The sequence below is a fragment of the Massilia putida genome, assembly GCF_001941825.1.
Lineage (GTDB): Bacteria > Pseudomonadota > Gammaproteobacteria > Burkholderiales > Burkholderiaceae_D > Telluria > Telluria putida.
In genome coordinates, this window is record NZ_CP019038.1 from 1,054,083 (window position 1) to 1,075,650 (window position 21,568).

The following is a 21,568-nucleotide window of genomic DNA, read 5'->3' on the forward strand; positions in this document are numbered from 1 at the left end:
CGAATACAGGACAACCACGACATGCATAACGAGACGACCTTCAACCAACCCCTGGGCGGCAATGCCATGCCGCGCAGCGGCGGCATCGCGACGATGATGCGCCTGCCGCACGCCCGGTCCGCAGCCGGCCTGGACGCCTGCTTCGTCGGCGTACCGTTCGACCTGGGCACGTCGAACCGCAGCGGCGCACGCCTCGGCCCGCGCCACGTGCGCGCCGAATCCGTGCTGCTGCGCCCCTACAATATGGCGACCCGCGCCGCGCCCTTCGATTCGCTGCAGGTCGCGGACATCGGCGACGTCGCCATCAATCCGTACAACCTCCTGGATTCGATCCGCCGCATCGAAGAGGCGTACGACGGCATCCTCGCCCACGACTGCGTGCCGATCTCGCTGGGCGGCGACCACACGGTCACCCTGCCGATCCTGCGTGCCATCGCCCGCAAGCATGGCCCCGTGGCGCTGGTGCACGTGGACGCCCACGCGGACGTCAACGACACCATGTTCGGCGAAAAGATCGCGCACGGCACGCCGTTCCGCCGCGCCGTCGAGGAAGGCCTGCTGCAGTGCGAGTACGTCACGCAGATCGGCTTGCGCGGCACCGGCTACGAGGCCGAGGACTTCGACTGGTGCCGCCGCCAGGGCTTCACCGTCGTGCAGGTCGAGGAATGCTGGAACCGCTCGCTGGCGCCGCTGGCCGCGCAGATCCGCGAGCGCGTCGGCGACCGCCCCGTCTACGTCAGCTTCGACGTCGACGGCATCGATCCCGCGTTCGCGCCGGGCACCGGCACGCCGGAGATCGGCGGCCTCACCGTCGCCCAGGGCCTGGAAATCGTGCGCGGCCTGCGCGGCCTGAACATCGTCGGGGCCGACGTCGTCGAAGTGGCGCCCGCCTACGACAACGCCGGCGTGACGTCGCTGCTGGCGGCGAACCTCGCCTTCGAGATGCTGTGCGTGCTTCCCGGCGTGAACTACCGATGATCGCCATGGCCACCACCCCAACCGAACTGGCTGCCGCACTGGATAGCGGCGCGGCGCTGGCCCTGCCGGGCGCGCTGATCGACGGCGCCTGCGAGGCCGGCAACGGCGCCCAGCACCTCGTGTTCGATCCGTCGACCGGCACCGCGGTCGGCGAATTCGGCGCCGCCGACGCCTCCCAGGTCGCGCGCGCCGTGGCCGCCGCCCAGGCCGCGCTGCCGGCCTGGCGCGCCCGCAACCGGCTGGAGCGCGCACGCGTGCTGCGCGCCATCGCCGATCGCGTCGAACAAGCGCACGACCTGCTGGCCCGCATCCAGGTCCACAACAACGGCAAGCCCGCGGGCGAGGCCGAGGTCGACGTCCTCGACGTCATCAACACCTTCCGCTATTACGGCGACTTGTGCGCGACGATGAAGACGCTGCAGGTCGAGGACCTCGACGTCGGCGCCGGCGTGGGCGGGTTCGCGGCGCAGATGCATTACGAGCCGTGCGGCGTCGTCGGCCTCGTCACGCCATGGAACTTCCCGATGGTGACGACCGCGTGGAAGCTGGCCGCCGCGCTGGCCGCCGGCTGCGCCGTCGTCCTGAAGCCCAGCGAACTGACTCCGGTCGCCGAGCTGGCGCTGGCCACGCTCGTGCACGAGGCGGGCCTGCCGCCGGGCGTGCTGAATCTCGTGTTCGGCGGCGCCGACACGGGCCGCGCCCTGGTCGACCATCCGATTGTGGCCAAGATCTCGTTCACGGGCAGCACCGCCGTGGGCAGCGCCGTCATGGCCGCCTGCGCAAAGCGGATCGCCCGCGTCAGCCTGGAACTGGGCGGCAAGTCGGCACTGATCGTGTGCGCCGACGCGAACCTGGCGCTGGCCGTGGACCTGGCCGTCGGCGGCGCGTTCTGCAACGCCGGCCAGATGTGCTCCGCCACGTCGCGCATCCTCGTGCACGACGGCGTCCACGCCGAATTCACGGCCCGCCTGCGCGCGGCCGTCGACGCGATCAAGGTCGGCGGCCGCCAGCATCCCGACGCGAACATGGGGCCCGTGATCAGCCGCCGGCAGCAGGAACGCGTGCTGGACTACGTCGCCCGTGCCGAGGCGGACCGCATTCCGCTGGCCGCGCAAGGCAGCGTGCCGCTGGATGCGAACGGCTTCTTCGTCGCGCCGCGCGTGTACACCGACGTCCCGCCCGCGCATCCGCTGTGGACGGAAGAGATCTTCGGCCCCGTCGCCTGCCTGCGCCGTTTCGCGACGAACGAGGAGGCCGTGCGCATCGCGAACGACAGCGATTTCGGCCTCGTCGCCACGATCGTCAGCGAGGACGCGGCGGCGGCGCAATCGATGTCGCAGGGCCTGCAGGCGGGCCTCGTGTGGGTCAATGCGCCGCAGGTCATCTTTCCCGGCACGTCGTGGGGCGGATTCAAGCGCAGCAGCATCGGGCGCGAACTGGGCGTCGCGGGCCTGCGGGCGTACCAGGAAATGAAACAGGTGCTGCGCACCGCCTGAACATAACAACCATCACATCAAGGAGACATCATGACGAAAACCGTCGCAGACATCGTTGCAATCGAGGCCGGCATCGCCGAGTTCCAGCAACTGAACTACGGCATGGACGAAAGCGACTGGCGCGCCGCGGAAGGCCGCAACGGCATCTACGCCGTCGGGCTGTGGGAGGGCAAGGTCGGCGCGCTCGACTTCCCCGCCATGCCGTATGACGAGGCGTGCTGGATCACGCAAGGTCGCATCGCCCTCGTGGACGGCGCGGGCGGCCGCCGCGAATTCGGCGCAGGCCAGGGCTATGTGCTGCCGCGCGGATTCGCCGGCCGCTGGGAGACGCTCGAAGACGCAAAGAAGTTCTACGTCGTGCTCGAGTAAGCACCCGCCAGCCCTTCCCGGGGCAGGACAATCATCCTCCACCATAAGGGGCGCCGTGCGCCCGGGGGATCGTCTTGCCCGCGTTTTGGTTGCATTCACATCGACGAAAGTTTGACATGAAACCCAATACACGATTCCTCGCCGGCGCAATCCTCCTCCTTGCCTGCGGCGCTGCCTCCGCCCAGGAAGAAAAGGTCCTGAACATCTACAACTGGGCCGAATACATTGCCCCGGACACGGTCGCCAACTTCGAAAAGGAAACCGGCATCAAGGTCCGCTACGACATCTACGACACGAACGAAATCCTGCACGCCAAACTGGTCGGCGGCCGCACGGGCTACGATATCGTCGTGCCGTCCTCGATCTGGGCCAAGATGCAGATCGAGGCGGGCCTGATGCAGAAGGTGAACAAGGCCCTGCTCCCCAACCTGGCCAACCTCGACCCGGCCATCCAGGCGCAGATGGCCAAGGTCGATCCGGGCAACCAGTACCTCGTGCCCTGGCTGTGGGGCTATACGACGGTCGGCATCAACGTCGACAAGGTCAAGACGGCGCTGGGCGGCACGCCGATGCCGGCCAACCTCTGGGACCTGATCTACAAGCCGGAATACGTGAGCAAGCTGAAGTCCTGCGGCGTGTCGCTGCTGGACGCCGCGTCCGAGGTGCTGCCGTCCGCGCTGCACGCGATGGGCAAGAACCCGTACAGCAAGAGCCCGGCCGACTACCAGGAAGCGTTCAACATGCTGGAAAAGATCCGGCCGTACGTGACGCTGTTCTCGACGACCGGTTATATCAACGACCTCGCCAACGGTTCCATCTGCGTGGCGCTGGGCTGGTCGGGCGACTTCAACGTGGCCCGCCAGCGCGCCATCGACAACAAGACCGGCCAGAAGATCGAGGCGCTGATCCCCGCGAACGGCGGCCTGCTGACGTTCGAATCGATGGCGATTCCGGCCGACGCGCCCCATCCGCACAACGCCCATCTGTGGATGAACTACATCCTGCGGCCGGAAGTGCATGCGTCGATCACGAACAAGGTCCTGTACGCGAACGCGAACAAGGAATCGCTCAAGTTCATCAAGCCGGCCGTCGCGCAGAACAAGACGCTGTTCCTGTCACCCGAGGACATGAAGAAGATGGTCCCCCCGGAAGCCGTCGGCGCGGACACGCGCCGCCTCATGACGCGCCTGTACACGCGCTTCAAGACGGGACTCTGATGCCCGGTCCCGGCGCGCGCTTCTGCCTGAAGCGCGCGCCGGGGGCACACGCAATCCACGAAGGAGAATCACATGGCCGCACAGAGCCAGGGCAGCCCCTTGCCCAACCAGGAGACATTCCTTTCCATCGAAGGCGTCAGCAAGGTCTTCGACAACGCCGTCACTGCCGTCGACGACATCCACCTCGCCGTCGGCAGGGGCGAGATCTTCGCCCTGCTCGGCAGTTCCGGCTGCGGCAAGTCCACGCTGCTGCGCATGCTCGCCGGTTTCGAGACCCCGAGCAGCGGCCGCATCCGTCTCGCGGGCCGCGACATCACGCCGCTGCCGCCGTACGAGCGTCCCATCAACATGATGTTCCAGTCCTACGCGCTGTTCCCGCACATGACGGTTTGGGACAACATCGCGTTCGGCCTGCGCCGCGACGGCCTGCCGAAGCACCAGGTGCGGGAACGCGTCGAGCAGAACCTGCGCCTCGTCCAGCTGGAAAAATACGCGCGCCGCAAGCCGCATCAACTGTCCGGCGGCCAGCAGCAGCGCGTCGCCCTCGCCCGCTCGCTCGCCAAGCGCCCGCAACTGCTGCTGCTCGACGAGCCGCTCGGGGCGCTGGACAAGAAGCTGCGCGAACAGACCCAGCTCGAACTGGTCGACATCATCCAGCGCGTGGGCGTGACCTGCGTGATGGTCACGCACGACCAGGAAGAAGCGATGACCATGGCGTCGCGTATCGCGATCATGAGCGAAGGCCGCTTCCTGCAGGTCGGCTCGCCCGAGGACATCTATGAATCGCCGAACTGCCGGTTCGTCGCGGATTTCATCGGCAGCGTCAACCTGTTCGAAGGCAGCTTCGCCGAGGTTCACGCCGACCACGCCGTCATCCGCACGCCCAACTGCCCGATCCATGTCGGGCGCGGCGTCGGCGGCGTGCGCGGCAAACCGGCCGGCGTGGCGCTGCGTCCGGAAAAGATCTCGATCTCGCGCACGCCGACCGGCCAGCCGTACAACCAGGTGCAGGGCGCCATCGAAGAGCTGTCGTACACCGGCAACCTGACCGCGTTCCACGTGCGCCTGGCGGACGGCCAGCGCGTGAAGGTCACGCACCTCAACCAGTACCGTCACGACGATCTCGGATTCGACGCGGGCGACCAGGTCTACCTGCACTGGAGCGAGGACGCGATGGTCGTCCTCGCGGAATAGGAGCCACGTCATGTCCACCCTCCGAACCCGGGCCGGCCGCCGCCTGATCATCGGCGTGCCCATGCTGTGGCTCGTCACCTTGACGGCGATCCCGGCCCTCATCATCCTGCAGTTCAGCGTGTCGCAGATGGACGTCGCCACGCTCGTGCGGCCCTGGAAGCTCGCGGACGGCGTCCTGAGCGTGAAGCTCGACTTCAACAAGTTCGTCTTCCTGTTCACCGACCCGCTATACCTGCAGACCTATCTCTCGTCGATCAAGTACGCCGCCGTCAACACGGCGCTGTGCCTCGCGATCGGCTACCCGTTCGCGTGGTTCATGGCCCGCTCGCGCGAGGCCGCGCGTCCGGCGCTGCTGATGGCCGTGATGCTGCCGTTCTGGACCTCCTTCCTGATCCGCATCTACTCGTGGAAGGCCCTTCTCGCGAACAACGGCCTGTTCAACAACGTGATGCTGCACTTCGGCCTGATCCACGAACCGCTGCACATGCTGAACACGCAGTTCTCGCTGTGCCTCGGCATGGTCTACACCTACCTGCCGTTCATGATCCTGCCGTTGTACGCGAACCTGCAGAAGTTCGACGTGCGCCTGCTGGAAGCGGCGGCCGACCTGGGCGCCACGCCGTGGCAGGCGTTCTGGCGCATCACGGTGCCGCTGTCGAAGAACGGCATCGTCGCCGGCAGCATGCTGGTGTTCATCCCGTCCTTGGGCGAATACGTGATCCCGGAACTGCTGGGCGGGCCGGAGACGCTGATGATCGGCCGCGTGCTGTGGGACGAATTCTTCGGCAATAACGACTGGGCGATGGCCTCCGCCGTCGCCGTCGTGATGATCCTCTTGATCCTGGTGCCGATGGCCGTCTTCAACAAGTTCCAGAACGGCGCGGCCGAAGGAGAGAAACGATGATCAAGCTGTTTTCCCGCGCGTGGATGGCCGCGGTGTATGCCTTCCTGTACCTCCCGATCGTGTCGCTCGTCGTCTTTTCGTTCAACGAATCGACGCTCGTGACGGTGTGGTCGCGCTTTTCGCTCAAGTGGTACGAGGCGCTGCTGCGCGACGAGGAACTGCTGGCCGGCTTCACCCTGTCGATCAAGACGGCGTTCCTGTGCGGCCTGCTGTCCGTCGTCCTCGGCACCTTCGGCGGCTATGCGCTCGTGCGCTTCACGCGCTTTCGCGGCCGCATCCTGTTCGGCAGCATGCTGAACCTGCCGCTCGTGATGCCGGAAGTGATCGTCGGCCTGTCGATCATGCTGCTGCTCGTGATGGCGCAGGACCTGCTTGGCTTCGGCCAGCGCGACATGCTGACGATCCTGATCGGCCACACGCAGCTCGGGATGGCGTACGCCGCCGTCGTGATCATGTCGCGGCTGCGCGAACTGAATCCCGCGCTGGAGGAAGCGGCGCAGGACCTGGGCGCCCGTCCGCTGCAGGTGTTCTTTCTGGTCACCCTGCCTCTGATCGCGCCGGCGCTGCTGTCGGCGTTCCTGCTGACCTTCACCCTGTCGTTCGACGACGTCGTGATCTCCGCCTTCCTCGCCGGCCCGGGTGCGACGACGCTCCCCGTCGTGATCTTCTCACGCGCCAAGTTCGGCTTGAACCCCACGGTCAACGCGGTCGCCTCCGTGACGATCCTGGTCGTCACCGTGGGCGTCGTGCTGTCCGCGCTGTACGAAGCCCGGCTGCGCCGGCGGCGTGAGCGCGAGCGGCGCGCCGACTGGGAAGAGCCCAGCAAGCTGTCCAAACCCACAACAACAAACCACGAATGGAAACTCACGGAGGAGACACGATGAACATCACCAGAAAACTCACCCTGGCCGCCTGCCTGCTCGCGGCAGGCGCCGCGACCGCACAGGAGACCGATGTCGAACAGCTCCGCGCCGACGTGCGCAAGCTGCAGCTGAAGCTCGACGCGCTCGAGGATGCACGCGAAGAATCGGGCTTCGAAGGATTAAAAATCAGCGGCATGATGGACCCGACGTATATCGCGAGCAGCAACCGGCGCAGCGCGGGTTTCAACTTCCTGAACAACTTCGACGCCGTCGACCGCGGCGCGGCCGGTCAGGATTCCGCCTATGCCTTCGACAACTCGTTCTTCGGCATGGTGCTGCTGCAGTTCGACAAGGAGCTGCAGAACGGGACGAAATTCCACCTGCAGCTCGTCCCGCACAAGAGTTCCAGCTCCACGTTCAACCTCGGCTCCATCGTGCACGAAGCGACCGTCACGATTCCGCTGGAAGACCAGAACACGCGCCTCGTCGCCGGCCAGTTCGCCGACTTCACGGGCTACGAGTTCTTCCTCGCGCACCAGACGAAACTCGTCACGCACAACCTGCTGTTCGACTTCACCCAGGCCAGCTACTACGCCGGCGCCGGCGTAGAATTCGTGCGCGACGCGTGGACGACCAAGGTCCTTGTCGCCAACATGAACAAGTCGAGCTTCAAGGACCACGAGCACAATCCGATCCTCGTGTTCCGCACGGATTTCGCCAACGGCGAGTACAGCGGCATCGGCGTGACGGGCCAGTTCGGCAAGTATCTCGGCCAGCGCATCGCCATGCTGTCCTCGGACGCGTTCTTCACGCGCGGCACGCTGAACGTGAATGCGCAGGTCAACGCGGGACGCTGGCGCGGCATGGCGTTCAACGGCGGCGACGCGCAGTGGATCGGCGCCTCGCTGCTCGGCACGTACAAGGTCACGCCCCGGCTGGAACTGATCGCCCGCGCCGACCGCCTCGTCAACGACAAGAACGGCGGCGGCACCATCGCGACCCTCTTCACCGGCTGCGCGGATGCCGCGGGCGAAGCGGTCGGCTGCTCGGATGCGGCCGTGGCCGATCCCGGCGCCGGCGACTACCGCAACGGCTTCGGCCCGACGGCCGACGCCCTCGCGCAGGCGCTGGCGCGCGGCACGCCGGGCGCGGTGTCGGGCACGAACCGGTCGGAGCTGACCCTGGGCGGGAATTACACGATCAAGTCGAACGCGATCCTGAAGTTCGAGGCGCGGCGCGACTGGGCCAGCCAGGCCGCGTTCCTGGACGAGTCCACGAACCGCTACCGCAAGCACAACGACCTGCTCGCGACTTCGCTCGTCGTCACGTTCTGACGCATCTGCGACAGCGTCCGTTCCGCGGAATTGACGCTGTCGCCGCCGCTGATGGACAATGCACCCATGCTGACGAACCTTTCCGATCTCGACCTCCGCCTGATCCGCGTCTTCCTGGCGGTCGTCGACGCCGGCGGCCTGTCGCTCGCGCAGGCCATGCTGAACGTGAACCAGTCCACGATCAGCACCCAACTCTCCACGCTGGAGGCCCGCCTGGGCTTCCGCCTGTGCGACCGCGGCCGCAGCGGCTTCCGCCTCACGCCCAAGGGCGAGCGCTTCGCCCAGGCGGCGCGACGCATGCTCGACGTCGTCAACGACTTCTGCGAAGAGGCGCGCAACATCGAAAAGAAGTTGAGCGGCTCGCTGCGCATCGGTCTGATCGGCCACACGGACCCCGTGCAGAACGCCAAGCTGGGACTCGCCATCGCCACGTTCCGCAAGCGCGACGAGGCCGTGCGCTTCCACATCTTCAACCGTTCACCGAACGAGATCGAGGAACAGATGCTGGCCGGCGAACTCGATCTCGGCATCGGCTATTTCTGGCACCAGCTACCCGAGCTGGAATATGTGCCGCTGTACGTGGAGACGCAGATCGCCTACTGCGGCCGCGGCCACTCGCTGTTCGGCACCGCGGACCGCATCGGCACCGTCGATGTGGGCAATTACGAATGGATCGGCCGTAGCTATCCCGTGCCGGAATTCGAGAGCCAGTTCGGCCAGCAAAACTATGGCGCGCGCGCCGACAATATGGAAGCCGTGGCCGTGCTGATCATGTCGGGCCGTTACTGCGGCTTCCTGCCCGCGCACTTCGCCAAGCCGTACGTGAAACTCGGCCTGCTGCAGCCGCTGAACACGGACGAACTGGCGTACCGCGTCACGATCCACACGTGCGTGCGCAAGGCGAGCCGGCGCAGCGACGTCATTGAAGCCTTCATGAGCGACCTGCGCGCGGCGATCGAGCTGCTGTAATCAGGCGGCGCGGGCGAGCGTCGCGTCGGGACCTCGCACGCTCATCAATCCCAGCACGCCGTCGGCGGCCGCCCGTCTTGGCCGCGTACAGGCACAGGTCGGCGAGGTGGACCAACTGCTCCCAATCCGGATCGATCGCGCCCGGGGTCAGGGACTTGGGGCAGAAGCCGATGGAAATCGTCGCGGTGAGTTCGCGGTCGTCGAGCGCGATCGGCGTGCCGCCCACGGCCGCCAGCACGCGCGCGCAGACCTGCCGCGCCTCCTCCGTGCCGATGCCCGGCAGGTAGGCCAGGAATTCCTCGCCGCCCCAGCGGATCAGCACATCCTGTTCGCGCAACGTGGCGCCAAGGCGCGCCGCGACGTTTTTCAGCACGACGTCGCCGGCGCCATGGCCCAGCGTGTCGTTGATCGACTTGAAGCGGTCCACGTCCATCAACAGGAACACGCCGCCCGTGCGGCCCTCCGCGCCGGCGCGCCGGTCGGACGCCGGGCCGGCCTTGCGGTGATGGCGCGGCACGACCTGCTCGTAAAAGTAATGCCGGTTGAAGAGCCCCGTCAGCGAATCGCGCGTGCTTTGCAGGTACAGCTGCTCGTTCTTTTGCTGCAGCGCCTTGTTGGCCTTCGCCACGCGGCGGTACAGCAGTGCGATCAGGACGACGCCGATGCAGGTCGTCGCGCTGAGCGCCACCCACAGGCTGCGCTGGCGCCGGGCGTTCTTCAATTCGGCCGCTTTCAGCACGCTCTCGTGGTGGAGCGCGGCGAGCTCGGTCTGCTTCTTCTGGTTGTCCCAGGCGCGCTGCAGCGCCTCGTAGGACAGCTGCTTTTCCTTGCGCCACGCGGCCAGCGACACGGAACCGGCTTTTTCGTAGATCGTCAGCGCCGCTTCGCCGAAACCGACCTGGCCCAGCGCATGCCCGTAATTGAGCAGCATGCGCACGTACTGGTCGTCGCTGCTCAAGGCGTCGAGCGCCTTGTCCGCCATCGCCCTGCCCTCGGCGATATTGCGGAAGTAGATCTGCGTCAGACCGAGTTCGAACGAGGCGAGCTGGATGCCGTAGTCGTCGCCGACCGCGCGCGAGATGCGCAGCGCCGCCACGGCCGCCCGCTCCGCTTCACCGAAGCGCCGGCTTTGCATGTAGAGCTCCGCCAGATGCGCCAGCGGCACCGCCAGCCGCTCTTGCGCATGGAGTTTCTCGAGGAGCTCCACCGCGGACCGCAGCGCGCTTTCCGCCCGCTTCGGATTGCCCGCGCGCGCGGCCGTCGCGTACTCCGACAGGCGCGCATGCGCGAGTTGGCCGGCGATCCCGCGCGCCCGCGCGACGGCGATCATTTCATCGGTGCGCGCCAGCGCCTCCGTGTATTTGCCGACGCCGGCCAGCAGGCGCGCCTGTTCGCGCAACGCCATTTGCAGGGCGTCCGGATCGTTGCCGGCCCGCGCGGCGTCCGCCGCGCGCGTCACGAGATCGATGCCGCCCGCCGTGTCGCCATCCTCCTCCGCCAGCAGTCCCTGCGTGACGAGTGCCTGCGTTTTCAGATACGGGTCGGACGTCTCGTCCGCGAGCCGGGCGGCACCCTGGATCAGGCGGCGCGCCGCTTCCTGGTCGTGCACGAACTTGGACAACGCATACGCATGGCTCAGCATCGCCTTGGCCAGCAAGTCGTCGTCATGCAGGTCGCGGCCGAGCCGTTCCGCGCCAAGGGCGGCGTCGACGGCCCGGTTCTTGTCCTTGAGCCACCAATAGGCGCGACTCGTCACGACGAGCACCTGGCCCAGTTCGCGGCCCGTGTGCCCCTGCTTCAGCGCCTCGAGCCGGCGCAGCGCCTCGTGCGGCATGACGTAGGATTCTTCCCTGACGATGGTCAGGTCGCGGGTGAAGTCTTCATGCGGGTCGCCGGACCGGGCCACGGCCGCCTGGCAGACGAGTAGCAGGCCCAACAATATCCGGCGTACAACCATGCTTCCTCCAAACGTAGTCCTGAATAGTAACATCAGGAAACGTTAGATTCCACAAATCAAGTTGTAACGTATCAATTGCCCCACGGAAACGTGTCAATCGAGCATCTTTTCCCCGGCCCGCAACGTCAGCACGCGTACACCGTTGCCCGTGACGGCCACGGTATGCTCGAACTGCGCGGACAGCGCGCCGTCGCACGTGACGACCGTCCAGCCGTCGTCTTCCGTGCGCACGGCGTTGCGGCCCGCATTGAGCATCGGCTCGATCGTGAACACCATCCCTTCGCGCAGCACGAGGCCCGTGCGCGGACGGCCCCAGTGCAGCACCTGCGGCGGCTCGTGCATCTCGCGCCCGATGCCGTGGCCGCAGTATTCGCGCACGACGGCGTATCCGTGGCGCCGCGCATGCCGTTCGATGGCATGTCCGACGTCGCCCAGCCGCGCGCCGGGACGCACGGCGCGGATGCCCTTCCACATCGCCTCGTACGTCACCTGCACGAGTCGCTTCGCGGGCGCCGCCACCTCGCCGACGAGATAGGTCTTGCTGGAGTCGGCGATGTAGCCGTTCTTTTCCAGCGTGATGTCGAAATTGACGATGTCGCCGTCCCGCAGGAACTCGGTCGCGGACGGCACCCCGTGGCAGACGACATCGTTGCGCGACGTGTTCATGGCGTAGGCGAAGCCGTATTGCCCCTTGCTGGCCGGGCGCGCGTCCAGCGTGTGCACGATGAAGTCGTCGACCAGGTCGTTCACCTGCAGGGTCGACATGCCGGTCAGGTCCAGCTTGTCCAGGTGCCCGAACACATCGGCCAGCAGCTTGCCGGCCGCCGCCATCAACGCGACTTCCTCCGGCCGCTTCGTCACAACGCCACCTTGAGGGCCTGCGGCACGACGCCCGCCGCCCGCAGTTCGCGCGCCATGATCTCGTTGAAGCTTTGCGTCGGATTCAGCTCGCACAGCATGCCGATGCGGACCCAGAACGCGGCCTGCGCGTTGATCGAGCGGCACGACACGGTGCTCGCCTTGCGGATCTGGTCGTGCAGCTCGTCTTCGATGTTAACGATACCCATCATATACTCCATATACAATCCATATACGAAGTATATATTAACATTCTATTTCCAGGCGATGCTTTCCAGCTCGTCCGAAATGACCTGCTGCCCGTGCTCCACCATGAATTCGTGGAACGACGCGGCCACGGTCGGAATCGCGCGCGCCGCCTTGTGCATCACGTGCCACTCGCCCTGCACGACGACGCCCGGCACCGGCAGCACGCTCAATAAGCGGTTGCGCACTTCCAGCGTGCAGGCGTGGACGGATAAAAAGGCGACGCCGAGGCCCGCCGCCGTCATCTGCTTGATCGCCTCGTTGCTGGACAGCTCGGACCCGATCGCGAGCGCCACGCCCTCTTCCTCGAAGCGGCGCTCGATCGCCGCGCGCGTGCCCGACCCGCGCTCGCGCACGAGCAGGTTGTGCGCGGCGATGTCGGCCAGCGTCACCGGCGCCAAGGCCAGCAGCGGGTGACCGGGCGCGACGAAGAACGCCATCGGGTGGCGCGCGAAGCGGCTGGCGCTCGTCGGGAATTCGCGTGGCGGCGTGCCCATGATGGCGAGGTCGATCTCGTCGCGCGACAGCATGCCGATCACTTCCGGCCGCGAGCCCACCTGCAGCTTGATGCGCACGTGCGGCCGGCCCGTCGTGAAGCGCACGAGCATCGGCGGCAACAGGTGCTCCGCCGTCATCACGGCGCCGATGCGCAGCGTACCGGACGTCACGCCCTTCAATGCCGCGATCTCGTCGCCCGCCTCTTCCCACAGGCCGAGGATGCGCTCCGCATAGCCCACCAGCAGCTCGCCCGCCGCCGTCATCTGGATGTTGCGGCCCTGGCGGCGCGTGAGCGGCACGCCGGCCGCTTCTTCCAGCAGTTTGAGGTGCAGCGACACGGCGGGCTGCGTCACGTGCATCGCTTCCGCCGCGCGCGACACGCTCTGGTGGCGCGCCACCAGCATCAAGGCCTGCAGCTGTTTGAAGCTGGCTGGATACATAAGTTATACCTTATCGAATTTTAAAAATTATTTATTTTTATTTTATCCCGCCCAGCCGTATAGTAAAGATAATTCAAGCGACAACGGCTCACAAAAGGAGATCATCATGACGGCACAAGCGTTCATCTTCGACTTATCCTCTTTCCCTGCGACGGATGCCCCGGCCGACGCCGTGCGCCTGCTCGACCAGGCGATCGAGAACGGCCTGCCGTGCGCCCTGATCTCCGAACTGCCGCACGACCAGGCCGGCGAACAGCTGCGCCGCCGCTTCGGCGACACCGCCCACCACATCTTTTCCGTCGTGCTGACGGGCGCCGATTTCGAAGCGCGCGGCCACAAGGCCCCGTATTCGGTCGTCCTCGGCCAGCTGGGCGTACCGCCGGACGAAGCGCTGGCCGTGACGACGTCGCCGCGCGCCATCGCCGCGGCCCGCACCGCGCAGATCGGCGTACAGGCGCCCAAAGCCGCAGTCGTACCCACCGTCATGCGCAAGGACATGCGCAAGGTAATGATGCAGACCACCACGCACTGAGCAGTCTTCCCGGCATCCGCGGGCGCTGCTCCCGGCGGATGCGCGAATGCAGCGCGGCGCCGGGAGTCCCCCGGTGTCCCATCGATTCGAAAAGAAGGGAGCACACCATGCAGTCCATCGTCATCGTCGGAGGCGGCGTCGCCGGCCTCGAACTCGCCACCCGGCTGGGCCGCCGCCTCGGCGCCCGCCACAAGGATCGCGTGATCCTCATCGACAGCGCGCCCACCCACTTCTGGAAACCCCTGCTGCACGCCGTCGCCGCCGGCACCATCGACCCGGCCGACCACATGATCGATTACGCCCGCCAGGCCATCGACAACCACTTCACGTTCGTGTGCGGCGAAGTCATCGACGTCGACCGCGTCCGCCGCACGCTGACCGTGCGCAGCCGGTTCGACGACGCGCCCGACGCGCACACGCTCATCGACTACGACCGCGTCGTGCTGGCCTACGGCTCCGTGACGAATTTCTTCGGCATCCCCGGCGCGCAGGAACACTGCCTCGCGCTCGACAGCGTCAAGGGCGCCGAAGCGTTCCGCCAGCGCTTCCTGGGCCTGTGCGCCCAGGCGGGACGGCGCCGCAACGCCCGCACGGACGCCGGCGCGCCCTTGCTCGACATCGTCATCGTCGGTGCCGGACCGACCGGCATCGAGCTGGCGGCCGACCTGCGCCACACGGTCGACACGCTGGCCCACTACGGCCTGGCCGGACTGGAATCGCCGCACCAGGTGCACATCCGCATCGTCGAGCGCGGCCCGCAAGTGCTGCCGTCGCTGGATGCGGAGGCGTCGAACCTCGCCGTGCGCAAGCTGCGCGCGATGGGCATCGAGATCTGCACCGACACGGCGATCGCCGAGGTGCGGGAGGACGAAGTCGCGACCACGGACGGCCGCGTGTTCCCCGCTGCGATCACCGTGTGGGCTGCCGGCGTGAAGGGCCCGCGGTTCAGCACGGGCCTGAACGTGGCGCTGAACCGCAACGACCAGGTCGTGGTCGACGGGCGCCTGCGCAGCGTGACCGACCCGGACATCCACGCGATGGGCGATTGCTGCACCTTGCTCAATCCGGACAAGACGGCGATGGCGCCGCCCAGCGCCCAGGCCGCGCGCCAGCAGGCGATCTATCTGGCCAAGCTGCTGACGCACAAGGCGCCGGACACGCTGCCGGGCTTCCAGTACCGCGACTACGGCACGCTCGTGTCGCTGGGCCGCGCGGGCGCCGTCGGCATCCTGCGCCGCGCCATCGGCAACCGCCACCTGCACGTCAAGGGTCCGTTCGCGCTCGCGATGTACGGCCTGACGTACCAGCGCCACGTGATGGGCCACCTCGGCCCGGTGCGGATGTGCGGCAACCTGCTGGCGCGCTGGTTCCGCTCGAAGATGCTGATGCCCGTTCGTTGGCACTGACTCTGTTCGGGCATTCGCGTGGGCCCGTTTCGCGCGGCTACAGGCGCGCCAGCCGCGCGCCGTCGACCCGCAGCGACGTGCCGTCGACGAAGCGTGCCTCGTCCGCGAGCAGGAAGGCGATGGCGGCGGCGATGTCTTCGGGCGCGCCGACGTCGGTCTTGTCGATCACTTCGACGCCCGACTTCACGTTCGGGTTATCCCACAGCATGGGCGTGTCGACGGCGCCCGGCAGCACGGCGTTGACGCGGATGCCTTTCGCCTTCCCTTCCAGCGCCGCCGAGCGCGTGAGCGACAGCAGCGCCGCCTTCGCGGCCGCATACGGTGCGACCAGCGGCTCCGTCTCGACGGCGTGCACGCTGGAGACGTTGACGATGGCCCCGCCGCGGCGCATGCGCAGGAACGCCTGCTTGGTGTAGAAGAAGGCGCCCATCAGGTCGACGTCGAGGATGCCGCGCCAGTCCTGCTCCGTCTGCGCTTCGATCGGCTTGAACAGCATCGTGCCCGCGTTGTTGACGACGAAGTCCCAGGCGCCGAACTGCTTGATGGTCGCGTCCACGGCGGCGATCACCTGGTCTTCGCGCGACACGTCGCACGTGACGACGGCGGTGCGCGCCGGATCGAAGTCCCGATCCAGGTCGGCGCGGAGCGCGTCGAGGCGGTCCTGGCGCAGGTCGGCCAGCATGACGTTGGCGCCGCCCTGCAGCAGGCGCCGCGCGGTGGCCTGGCCGATGCCGCCGGACGCGCCGGTGACGATGGCGATGCGCTGGTCGAACCCCATATTCCCTCCTGTGCGTATCCATGACCCGGCACGACGATACCACGGGCGGCCAGGAGCCCGGCGCATCGGTCATAATCGCGGTCGTCGCCACCGGTTCGTCACAGGAAAACCACCATGTTCGAGATCAGCCAGCTCCGCTGCTTCGTGGCCGTCGCCGAGGAATTGCATTTTAGCCGGGCGGCGGAGCGCCTGAACATGACGCAGCCGCCGCTGAGCCGGCAGATCCGCCTGCTCGAACACCACGTCGGCGCCCAGCTGCTGGAACGCAACAGCCGCACGGTCCGGCTGACGGCCGCCGGCAAGGCGTTCTTTCCGGAAGCGGCGCGCATTCTCCGCATCGCCGAGGAAGCGGCCTTCGTCGCCCGGCGCGCCGCGAAGGGAGAACAAGGCACGCTGGCCATCGGCTTCACGTCGGCGTCCGGCTACAGCCTGTTGCCGGAAGTCGTGCGCCGGCTGCGCGAGCGCGCGCCCGGGATCTCGCTGACGCTCAAGGAACTCGTCAGCACGGCGCAGGTGGAAGCGTTGAATGCGGGCGAACTGGACCTGGGCCTGATGCGCCCGCACCCCGTGAACGGCGAGCTCGACAGTCAGCTGATCGCGACGGAAGCGCTGATGCTGGCCATCCACGAGAACGACGCCGACCAGTGGCCGGAAGCGCCCACGCTGGCCGACCTGCACGGCCGCCCGTTCGTCATGTATTCGCCGTACGAGGCGCGTCCCTTCTACCAGATGCTGAGCGAGCGCTTCGCCCGCACCGGTGTCGTGCCGGACGTCGTGGAGCACGTCGGGCAAGTGCACACGATGCTGGCGCTGGTGCGCGCCGGCGTCGGCGCCGCCCTCATCGCGGAAGGCGCGGGCAGGCTCAAAATCGACGGCATCGTCATGCGCAGGATGGCCACGGAGCCCGTCGAGATGGTCTGCACCTACCGCCGCGACAACGAGAATCCCGTTCTGCACCTATTCCTGCGCGATGTCTTGCCGTCCTTTCACGCAACGGCGTGATTGATTCAATTCCTGAATACTTGGCGTCAGAGTTTGGTTTGATCCTGAATTGATCAAGACATATGATCGTTTCCAGAACAAGAGCTACCCGGTCGGCCGACACGGGTGGGATGAGAAACGACGACAGGAGACTACCGTGGAACAAACACAAGCCGTCAAGGCCGCAAGCAGCGCCGCCGTCCGGACCCGGACGCGCTGGACGATCCTCGCGATGCTGTTCGCGATCACCACGATCAATTACGCGGACCGGGCGACCATCTCGATCGCCGGCCCGGACATCAAGAAGGAACTGGGGCTGTCCGCCGTCCAGATGGGATTCATCTTCTCGGCCTTCGCCTGGTCGTATGTCGTGGCGCAGCTGCCCGGCGGCTGGCTGCTGGACCGCTACGGCTCGAAGATCACCTATTTCTTCAGCATCTTCCTGTGGTCGACATTCACGCTGTTCACGGGCGCGGCCGGCTTCGTGACGGGCGGCGCGGCCGTGGCCCTGCTGTTCGCGCTGCGGCTCCTGGTGGGCGCGGCGGAGGCGCCCTCGTTCCCGGGCAACAGCCGCATCGCGTCGGCCTGGTTCCCCACGCACGAACGGGGCCTGGCGGCCGCCGTGTTCAACTCCGCGCAGTATTTCGCGACCGTGCTGTTCGCGCCGATCATGGGCTGGCTCGTGCACGGCTTCGGCTGGCACAGCGTGTTCTATGTGATGGGCGGCCTGGGCATCCTGATGGCCTTCCTGTGGCTCAAGACGATCCATGGCCCGAAAGACCACCCCTCCGTCAGCAGCAGCGAACTGAAATACATCCAGGAAGGCGGCGCCCTCGTCGATCTCGAAAGCGGCAACCGTGCCGCGCAGCCGCGCCAGGTGAACACGCTCGCCTGCATCAAGGAATTGCTGGGCAACCGCATGCTGCTGGGCGTCTACATCGGCCAGTACTGCATCACGACGCTGACCTATTTCTTCCTCACGTGGTTCCCCGTCTACCTCGTGCAGGAACGCCATATGACGATCCTGAAAGCCGGCTTCGTGGCCTCCCTGCCCGCCATCGCCGGTTTCCTCGGCGGCATCACGGGCGGCTGGATTTCCGACCGCCTCGCGAAGGCCGGCTGCTCGCTGTCCGTGTCGCGCAAGGTGCCGATCGTCGCCGGCATGCTGATGTCGATGAGCATGATCGCCTGCAATTACATCGAGGCGGATACCCTCGTCGTCGCCGTGATGTCGCTCGCGTTCTTCGGCAAGGGCGTCGGCGCGCTGGGCTGGGCCGTCGTGTCCGACACGTCGCCGAAGGAAGCCGGCGGCCTGTCCGGCGCCCTGTTCAACACGTTCGGCAACACGGCGGGCATCACGACGCCGATCGCCATCGGGTATATCGTCCAGGCCACCGGCTCGTTCGCCGGGGCCTTGACCTTCGTCGGCGCCAACGCGGCGCTGGCCATCGCCTGCTACTTGTTCGTCGTCGGCGACATCAAGCGCGTCAAGCTCTCGGCGTCGCTCGTACAAGCATGATCCGTTCAACTCAAACTTACGAAGCCACCATGAACACCAACGTCTCCCGTGCCCCCGTCGTCACCGAACTGCGCGTCGTGCCCGTCGCCGGCCAGGACAGCATGCTGCTGAACCTGTCCGGCGCCCACGGCCCCTGGTTCACCCGCAACATCGTCATCCTCAAGGACAGCGCCGGCAACACGGGTCTGGGCGAAGCGCCGGGTGGCGAGAAGATCCGCCAGACCATCGAGGATGCCAAGCCCCTCGTCGTCGGCAAGACGCTGGGCGAGTACAACAATATCCTGAACGCGATGCGCACCGCCTTCGCCGACCGCGATGCGGGCGGCCGCGGCCAGCAGACGTTCGACCTGCGCACGACCATCCACGCCGTCACGGCCGTGGAATCGGCGCTGCTCGACCTGCTGGGCCAGTTCATGAACGTCCCGGTCGCCGCGCTGCTGGGCGAAGGCATGCAGCGCAATGCCGTCGAGATGCTGGGCTATCTGTTCTACGTGGGCGACCGCACCAAGACGAACCTCGCCTACCGCAGCGAGCCGGATGCCGGCGACGCCTGGCTACGCCTGCGTAACGAGGAAGCGTTGACGCCGGAAGCCGTCGTGCGCCTGTGCGAGGCCGCGCGCGAACGTTACGGCTTCAACGATTTCAAGCTGAAGGGCGGCGTGCTGTCGGCCGATGAGGAAATGGCGGCGATCGTCGCGATGCACGAGCGCTTCCCGGACGCGCGCATCACGCTCGACCCGAACGGCGCGTGGTCGCTGCAGGAAGCGATCCGCGTATGCCGCGACAAGCACGGCATCCTCGCCTATGCCGAAGACCCGTGCGGCGCGGAGAATGGCTTTTCCGGGCGCGAAGTGATGGCGGAATTCCGCCGCGCCACCGGCCTGCCGACGGCGACCAACATGATCGCCACCGACTGGCGCCAGATGGCGCACTCGATCCAGCTGCAGTCCGTCGACATCCCGCTCGCGGACCCGCACTTCTGGACGATGCAGGGTTCCGTGCGCGTCGCGCAGCTGTGCCAGATGTTCGGCCTGACGTGGGGTTCGCACTCGAACAACCACTTCGACATCTCGCTCGCCATGTTCACGCATGTGGGCGCGGCGGCGCCGGGCAAGGTCACCGCGATCGACACGCACTGGATCTGGCAGGACGGCCAGCGCCTGACGAAGGAACCGCTCAAGATCGAGGGTGGCCTGGTGCACATCCCGGCGAAACCGGGTCTGGGCATCGAGCTGGATGAAGCGGAACTGGAAAAGGCCCACCAGGCCTACAAGAACATGGGCCTGGGCGCGCGCGACGACGCCGCCGCCATGCAGTTCCTCGTGCCGAACTGGAAGTTCGACAACAAGCGCCCCTGCCTCGTGCGCTGATGCCGGTGAGCGGACGAGCGGCTCAGCCCTGCGCGCCCGCCGCGTAGGGCTTGCCGTTGACGACAACGTTCTCCAGCACCGGCATGGCCGCGTCCTTCACCTGTAACCGCACGTCGGTTAGTTGCACATCGATGTTCTTCAGCGTCAGGGCCCCGATGTCGGTCTGGCCCGGATTCGGCGCGATCATGCCGAATGCACCGAAGCGCCCGCGGATGCCCTCCAGCGTCACGCCGCGCACGACGGAATGCGGCGGCGCCTCGCCTTTCAGGTCGAAATACTGGCTCCACGGCCGGATCGACACGATCTCACCCTTGCTGGAATCGAGTGTCAGGTCGCGGAAATGGATGTCCTCGTAGCGCTGCGGCGTGTCCGGCCGCAGTTTCAGGTGGGCGACACTGCCCACGTTCTCCACCCTGCAGTGTTCGACGACGACGTCGCGCACGACGGTCGCCTCGCTTCCGCACGTGAACATCGCGTGGCCGCGCCGGAACACGCAGTTGCGCACGCGGATCCGTTCCGTCGGCGGGCTGTCCTTGTCCTCGAGCGCATGCGGGCCCTTCGTGCCCTTGGCCGCGATGCAGTCGTCCGTCACGGAAAAGCGGCAGCCGTCGACGAGGACGTCCTGGCAGCTGTCGATGTCGATGCCGTCCGTGCTCGGGGCCTGCACGTAATCGTCCGGCACCTGGAAGCTGCTGTTCCGCACGGCCACGTCGCGGCAGCGGTACAGGTGCAGGTTCCAGAATTGCGAATCCTTGAACGTGATGCCGTCTATCGTCACGCCGCGCGACGCCTCGATGACGGCCAGGCGCGCGCGCGCCACGTCCAGGTTGCGGAAGTCGCCCTTCTCCTTCGACGCATTGCGCAGCTGCCAGAACCGGTCCCAGATCGGGCGGCCGGCACCGTCCAGCGTGCCGGCGCCCGTGATCTTCAGACCATCGCAGCCCGCCGCGTTGATCAGGCCCGGATTGAACCGCTCCTCGACGTGGCCCTCGATGCGCGTGCGCTGGACGGGGAAATGCCGCATGTCCGTCGAGCAGCGCAGGACGGCGCCCTTGTCGAGGTGGAGATCGACACCGGGCTTGAGGAACAGCGCGCCGCTGACGAACACGCCGGCCGGCACGACGGCCGTGCCGCCGCCCTGCCCGGCCAGCCGGTCGATGGCGGCCTGAATGGCGCGCGTATTGACCGTGCCGCCGTCGGCGACGGCGCCGGTGTCGAGGATGGACAGGTATTTGCCGTCAGGCACCGTGGCCTGCGCCGCGCGGTGCCAGAACGGGAGTGACAGCAGGGACAGTGTGAAACGGCGGCGCGTCGAAAAGGGTACAGGCATGATGTTCCGGATCGAAAGTCGAGATCCGGTTCATGCTAAAGCACCCGCGCGCCCGGCGCGGATCAATCCGCTGATCGATTCACCCGAACAACGATTTGAATGCCCACACGATGGTCTTGGCGACGAATTGCGCGAACGGCAGAGCGAGGAGGATCAGCAGGATGACCTGGCAGACGCGCAGCACGGGTTCGAACGCATGCCAGTCGCGGTGGACGTGGGGCCTGTGGAAATGCGGCCGGTGAATATGCGACAGGTGCAGGTGAGCCTTCATGCGGGCGGGCGCGATTCCGAATTTCATCGTTGTCTCCGTATATGTATATACGATTCCA

Annotated in this window: 21 protein-coding genes; 14 read left to right on the forward strand and 7 right to left on the reverse strand. The window is 66.8% G+C overall.

Features of this window, described 5'->3' with window-relative positions; genetic code table 11:
* Nucleotides 1-21 precede the first annotated feature (21 nt).
* The 9 genes from speB (at nt 22) to BVG12_RS07005 (ending at nt 9,324) form a co-directional block, all read left to right on the forward strand.
* Entirely contained in the window at nt 22-978 is a 957-nt protein-coding gene (gene speB / locus BVG12_RS06965; RefSeq protein WP_075791797.1) for an agmatinase, read from the forward strand.
* A 5-nt stretch (nt 979-983) separates the two neighbouring features.
* Entirely contained in the window at nt 984-2,474 is a 1,491-nt protein-coding gene (locus BVG12_RS06970) for an aldehyde dehydrogenase family protein (RefSeq protein ID WP_075796243.1), read from the forward strand.
* Between the two features lie 30 nt (nt 2,475-2,504).
* Nucleotides 2,505-2,843, forward strand: coding sequence for a cupin domain-containing protein (locus BVG12_RS06975; RefSeq protein ID WP_075791798.1), 339 nt, complete (start codon nt 2,505-2,507; stop codon nt 2,841-2,843).
* Nucleotides 2,844-2,959: 116 nt separating this feature from the next.
* Nucleotides 2,960-4,060 carry a polyamine ABC transporter substrate-binding protein gene (locus tag BVG12_RS06980; protein ID WP_075791799.1) on the forward strand — a complete coding sequence of 367 codons (1,101 nt, stop codon included), beginning with the start codon at nt 2,960-2,962 and terminating at the stop codon, nt 4,058-4,060.
* Nucleotides 4,061-4,132: 72 nt separating this feature from the next.
* Nucleotides 4,133-5,254 (forward strand): ABC transporter ATP-binding protein, encoded by a 1,122-nt coding sequence (locus BVG12_RS06985; protein WP_075791800.1) that lies wholly within the window; start codon nt 4,133-4,135, stop codon nt 5,252-5,254.
* 10 nt (nt 5,255-5,264) lie between these two features.
* Nucleotides 5,265-6,158: an ABC transporter permease gene (locus tag BVG12_RS06990; protein ID WP_075791801.1), complete on the forward strand. Its 894-nt coding sequence runs from the start codon at nt 5,265-5,267 to the stop codon at nt 6,156-6,158.
* Entirely contained in the window at nt 6,155-7,042 is an 888-nt protein-coding gene (locus BVG12_RS06995) for an ABC transporter permease (RefSeq protein ID WP_075791802.1), read from the forward strand. Before BVG12_RS06990 ends, BVG12_RS06995 begins: the two co-directional genes overlap by 4 nt.
* On the forward strand, nt 7,039-8,355 hold the full coding sequence (locus BVG12_RS07000; RefSeq protein ID WP_075791803.1) for a DUF3138 family protein: 1,317 nt from the start codon (nt 7,039-7,041) through the stop codon (nt 8,353-8,355). The genes BVG12_RS06995 and BVG12_RS07000 overlap by 4 nt, the downstream gene beginning before the upstream one ends.
* 66 nt (nt 8,356-8,421) lie before the next feature.
* Nucleotides 8,422-9,324, forward strand: coding sequence for a LysR family transcriptional regulator (locus BVG12_RS07005; protein ID WP_075796244.1), 903 nt, complete (start codon nt 8,422-8,424; stop codon nt 9,322-9,324).
* Here the strand turns inward: BVG12_RS07005 and BVG12_RS07010 are convergent.
* The 4 genes from BVG12_RS07010 to BVG12_RS07025 form a co-directional block, all read right to left on the reverse strand.
* Nucleotides 9,287-11,260 carry a tetratricopeptide repeat-containing diguanylate cyclase gene (locus BVG12_RS07010; protein ID WP_075791804.1) on the reverse strand — a complete coding sequence of 658 codons (1,974 nt, stop codon included), beginning with the start codon at nt 11,258-11,260 and terminating at the stop codon, nt 9,287-9,289. The two genes, BVG12_RS07005 and BVG12_RS07010, sit on opposite strands and share 38 nt — an antisense overlap.
* A gap of 114 nt (nt 11,261-11,374) precedes the next feature.
* Complete coding sequence (gene map, locus BVG12_RS07015) at nt 11,375-12,142, reverse strand: type I methionyl aminopeptidase (RefSeq protein ID WP_075791805.1); 768 nt, start codon at nt 12,140-12,142, stop codon at nt 11,375-11,377.
* Nucleotides 12,139-12,348: a ParD-like family protein gene (locus tag BVG12_RS07020; RefSeq protein WP_075796245.1), complete on the reverse strand. Its 210-nt coding sequence runs from the start codon at nt 12,346-12,348 to the stop codon at nt 12,139-12,141. Before BVG12_RS07020 ends, map begins: the two co-directional genes overlap by 4 nt.
* Before the next feature lie 45 nt (nt 12,349-12,393).
* A complete protein-coding gene (locus BVG12_RS07025) occupies nt 12,394-13,323 on the reverse strand; it encodes a LysR family transcriptional regulator (RefSeq protein ID WP_075791806.1) in 930 nt (309 codons plus the stop codon).
* 106 nt (nt 13,324-13,429) lie between these two features.
* On the opposite strand from BVG12_RS07025, the gene BVG12_RS07030 reads away from it, so the two are divergent.
* Both BVG12_RS07030 and BVG12_RS07035 read left to right on the forward strand, forming a co-directional pair.
* The gene (locus BVG12_RS07030; protein WP_075791807.1) at nt 13,430-13,855 is read left to right on the forward strand and encodes an HAD family hydrolase; all 426 of its coding nucleotides are present in this window, start codon (nt 13,430-13,432) and stop codon (nt 13,853-13,855) included.
* A 107-nt stretch (nt 13,856-13,962) separates the two neighbouring features.
* Nucleotides 13,963-15,261: an NAD(P)/FAD-dependent oxidoreductase gene (locus BVG12_RS07035; RefSeq protein ID WP_075791808.1), complete on the forward strand. Its 1,299-nt coding sequence runs from the start codon at nt 13,963-13,965 to the stop codon at nt 15,259-15,261.
* A 37-nt stretch (nt 15,262-15,298) separates the two neighbouring features.
* Here the strand turns inward: BVG12_RS07035 and BVG12_RS07040 are convergent, their stop codons facing one another.
* Entirely contained in the window at nt 15,299-16,039 is a 741-nt protein-coding gene (locus tag BVG12_RS07040) for an SDR family NAD(P)-dependent oxidoreductase (RefSeq protein ID WP_075791809.1), read from the reverse strand.
* A 114-nt stretch (nt 16,040-16,153) separates the two neighbouring features.
* On the opposite strand from BVG12_RS07040, the gene BVG12_RS07045 reads away from it, so the two are divergent.
* The 3 genes from BVG12_RS07045 (at nt 16,154) to gudD (ending at nt 19,909) form a co-directional block, all read left to right on the forward strand.
* On the forward strand, nt 16,154-17,041 hold the full coding sequence (locus BVG12_RS07045) for a LysR family transcriptional regulator (protein ID WP_075791810.1): 888 nt from the start codon (nt 16,154-16,156) through the stop codon (nt 17,039-17,041).
* Nucleotides 17,042-17,252: 211 nt separating this feature from the next.
* Complete coding sequence (locus BVG12_RS07050; protein ID WP_083685669.1) at nt 17,253-18,539, forward strand: MFS transporter; 1,287 nt, start codon at nt 17,253-17,255, stop codon at nt 18,537-18,539.
* 29 nt (nt 18,540-18,568) lie between these two features.
* The gene (gene gudD, locus BVG12_RS07055; RefSeq protein ID WP_075791812.1) at nt 18,569-19,909 is read left to right on the forward strand and encodes a glucarate dehydratase; all 1,341 of its coding nucleotides are present in this window, start codon (nt 18,569-18,571) and stop codon (nt 19,907-19,909) included.
* Between the two features lie 22 nt (nt 19,910-19,931).
* Here gudD and BVG12_RS07060 read toward each other — a convergent pair whose 3' ends face one another.
* Together BVG12_RS07060 and BVG12_RS07065 are read right to left on the reverse strand one after the other, a co-directional pair.
* Entirely contained in the window at nt 19,932-21,239 is a 1,308-nt protein-coding gene (locus BVG12_RS07060) for a glycoside hydrolase family 28 protein (RefSeq protein ID WP_075791813.1), read from the reverse strand.
* A 79-nt stretch (nt 21,240-21,318) separates the two neighbouring features.
* A complete protein-coding gene (locus BVG12_RS07065; RefSeq protein ID WP_075791814.1) occupies nt 21,319-21,537 on the reverse strand; it encodes a hypothetical protein in 219 nt (72 codons plus the stop codon).
* Between the last annotated feature and the right edge of the window lie 31 nt (nt 21,538-21,568).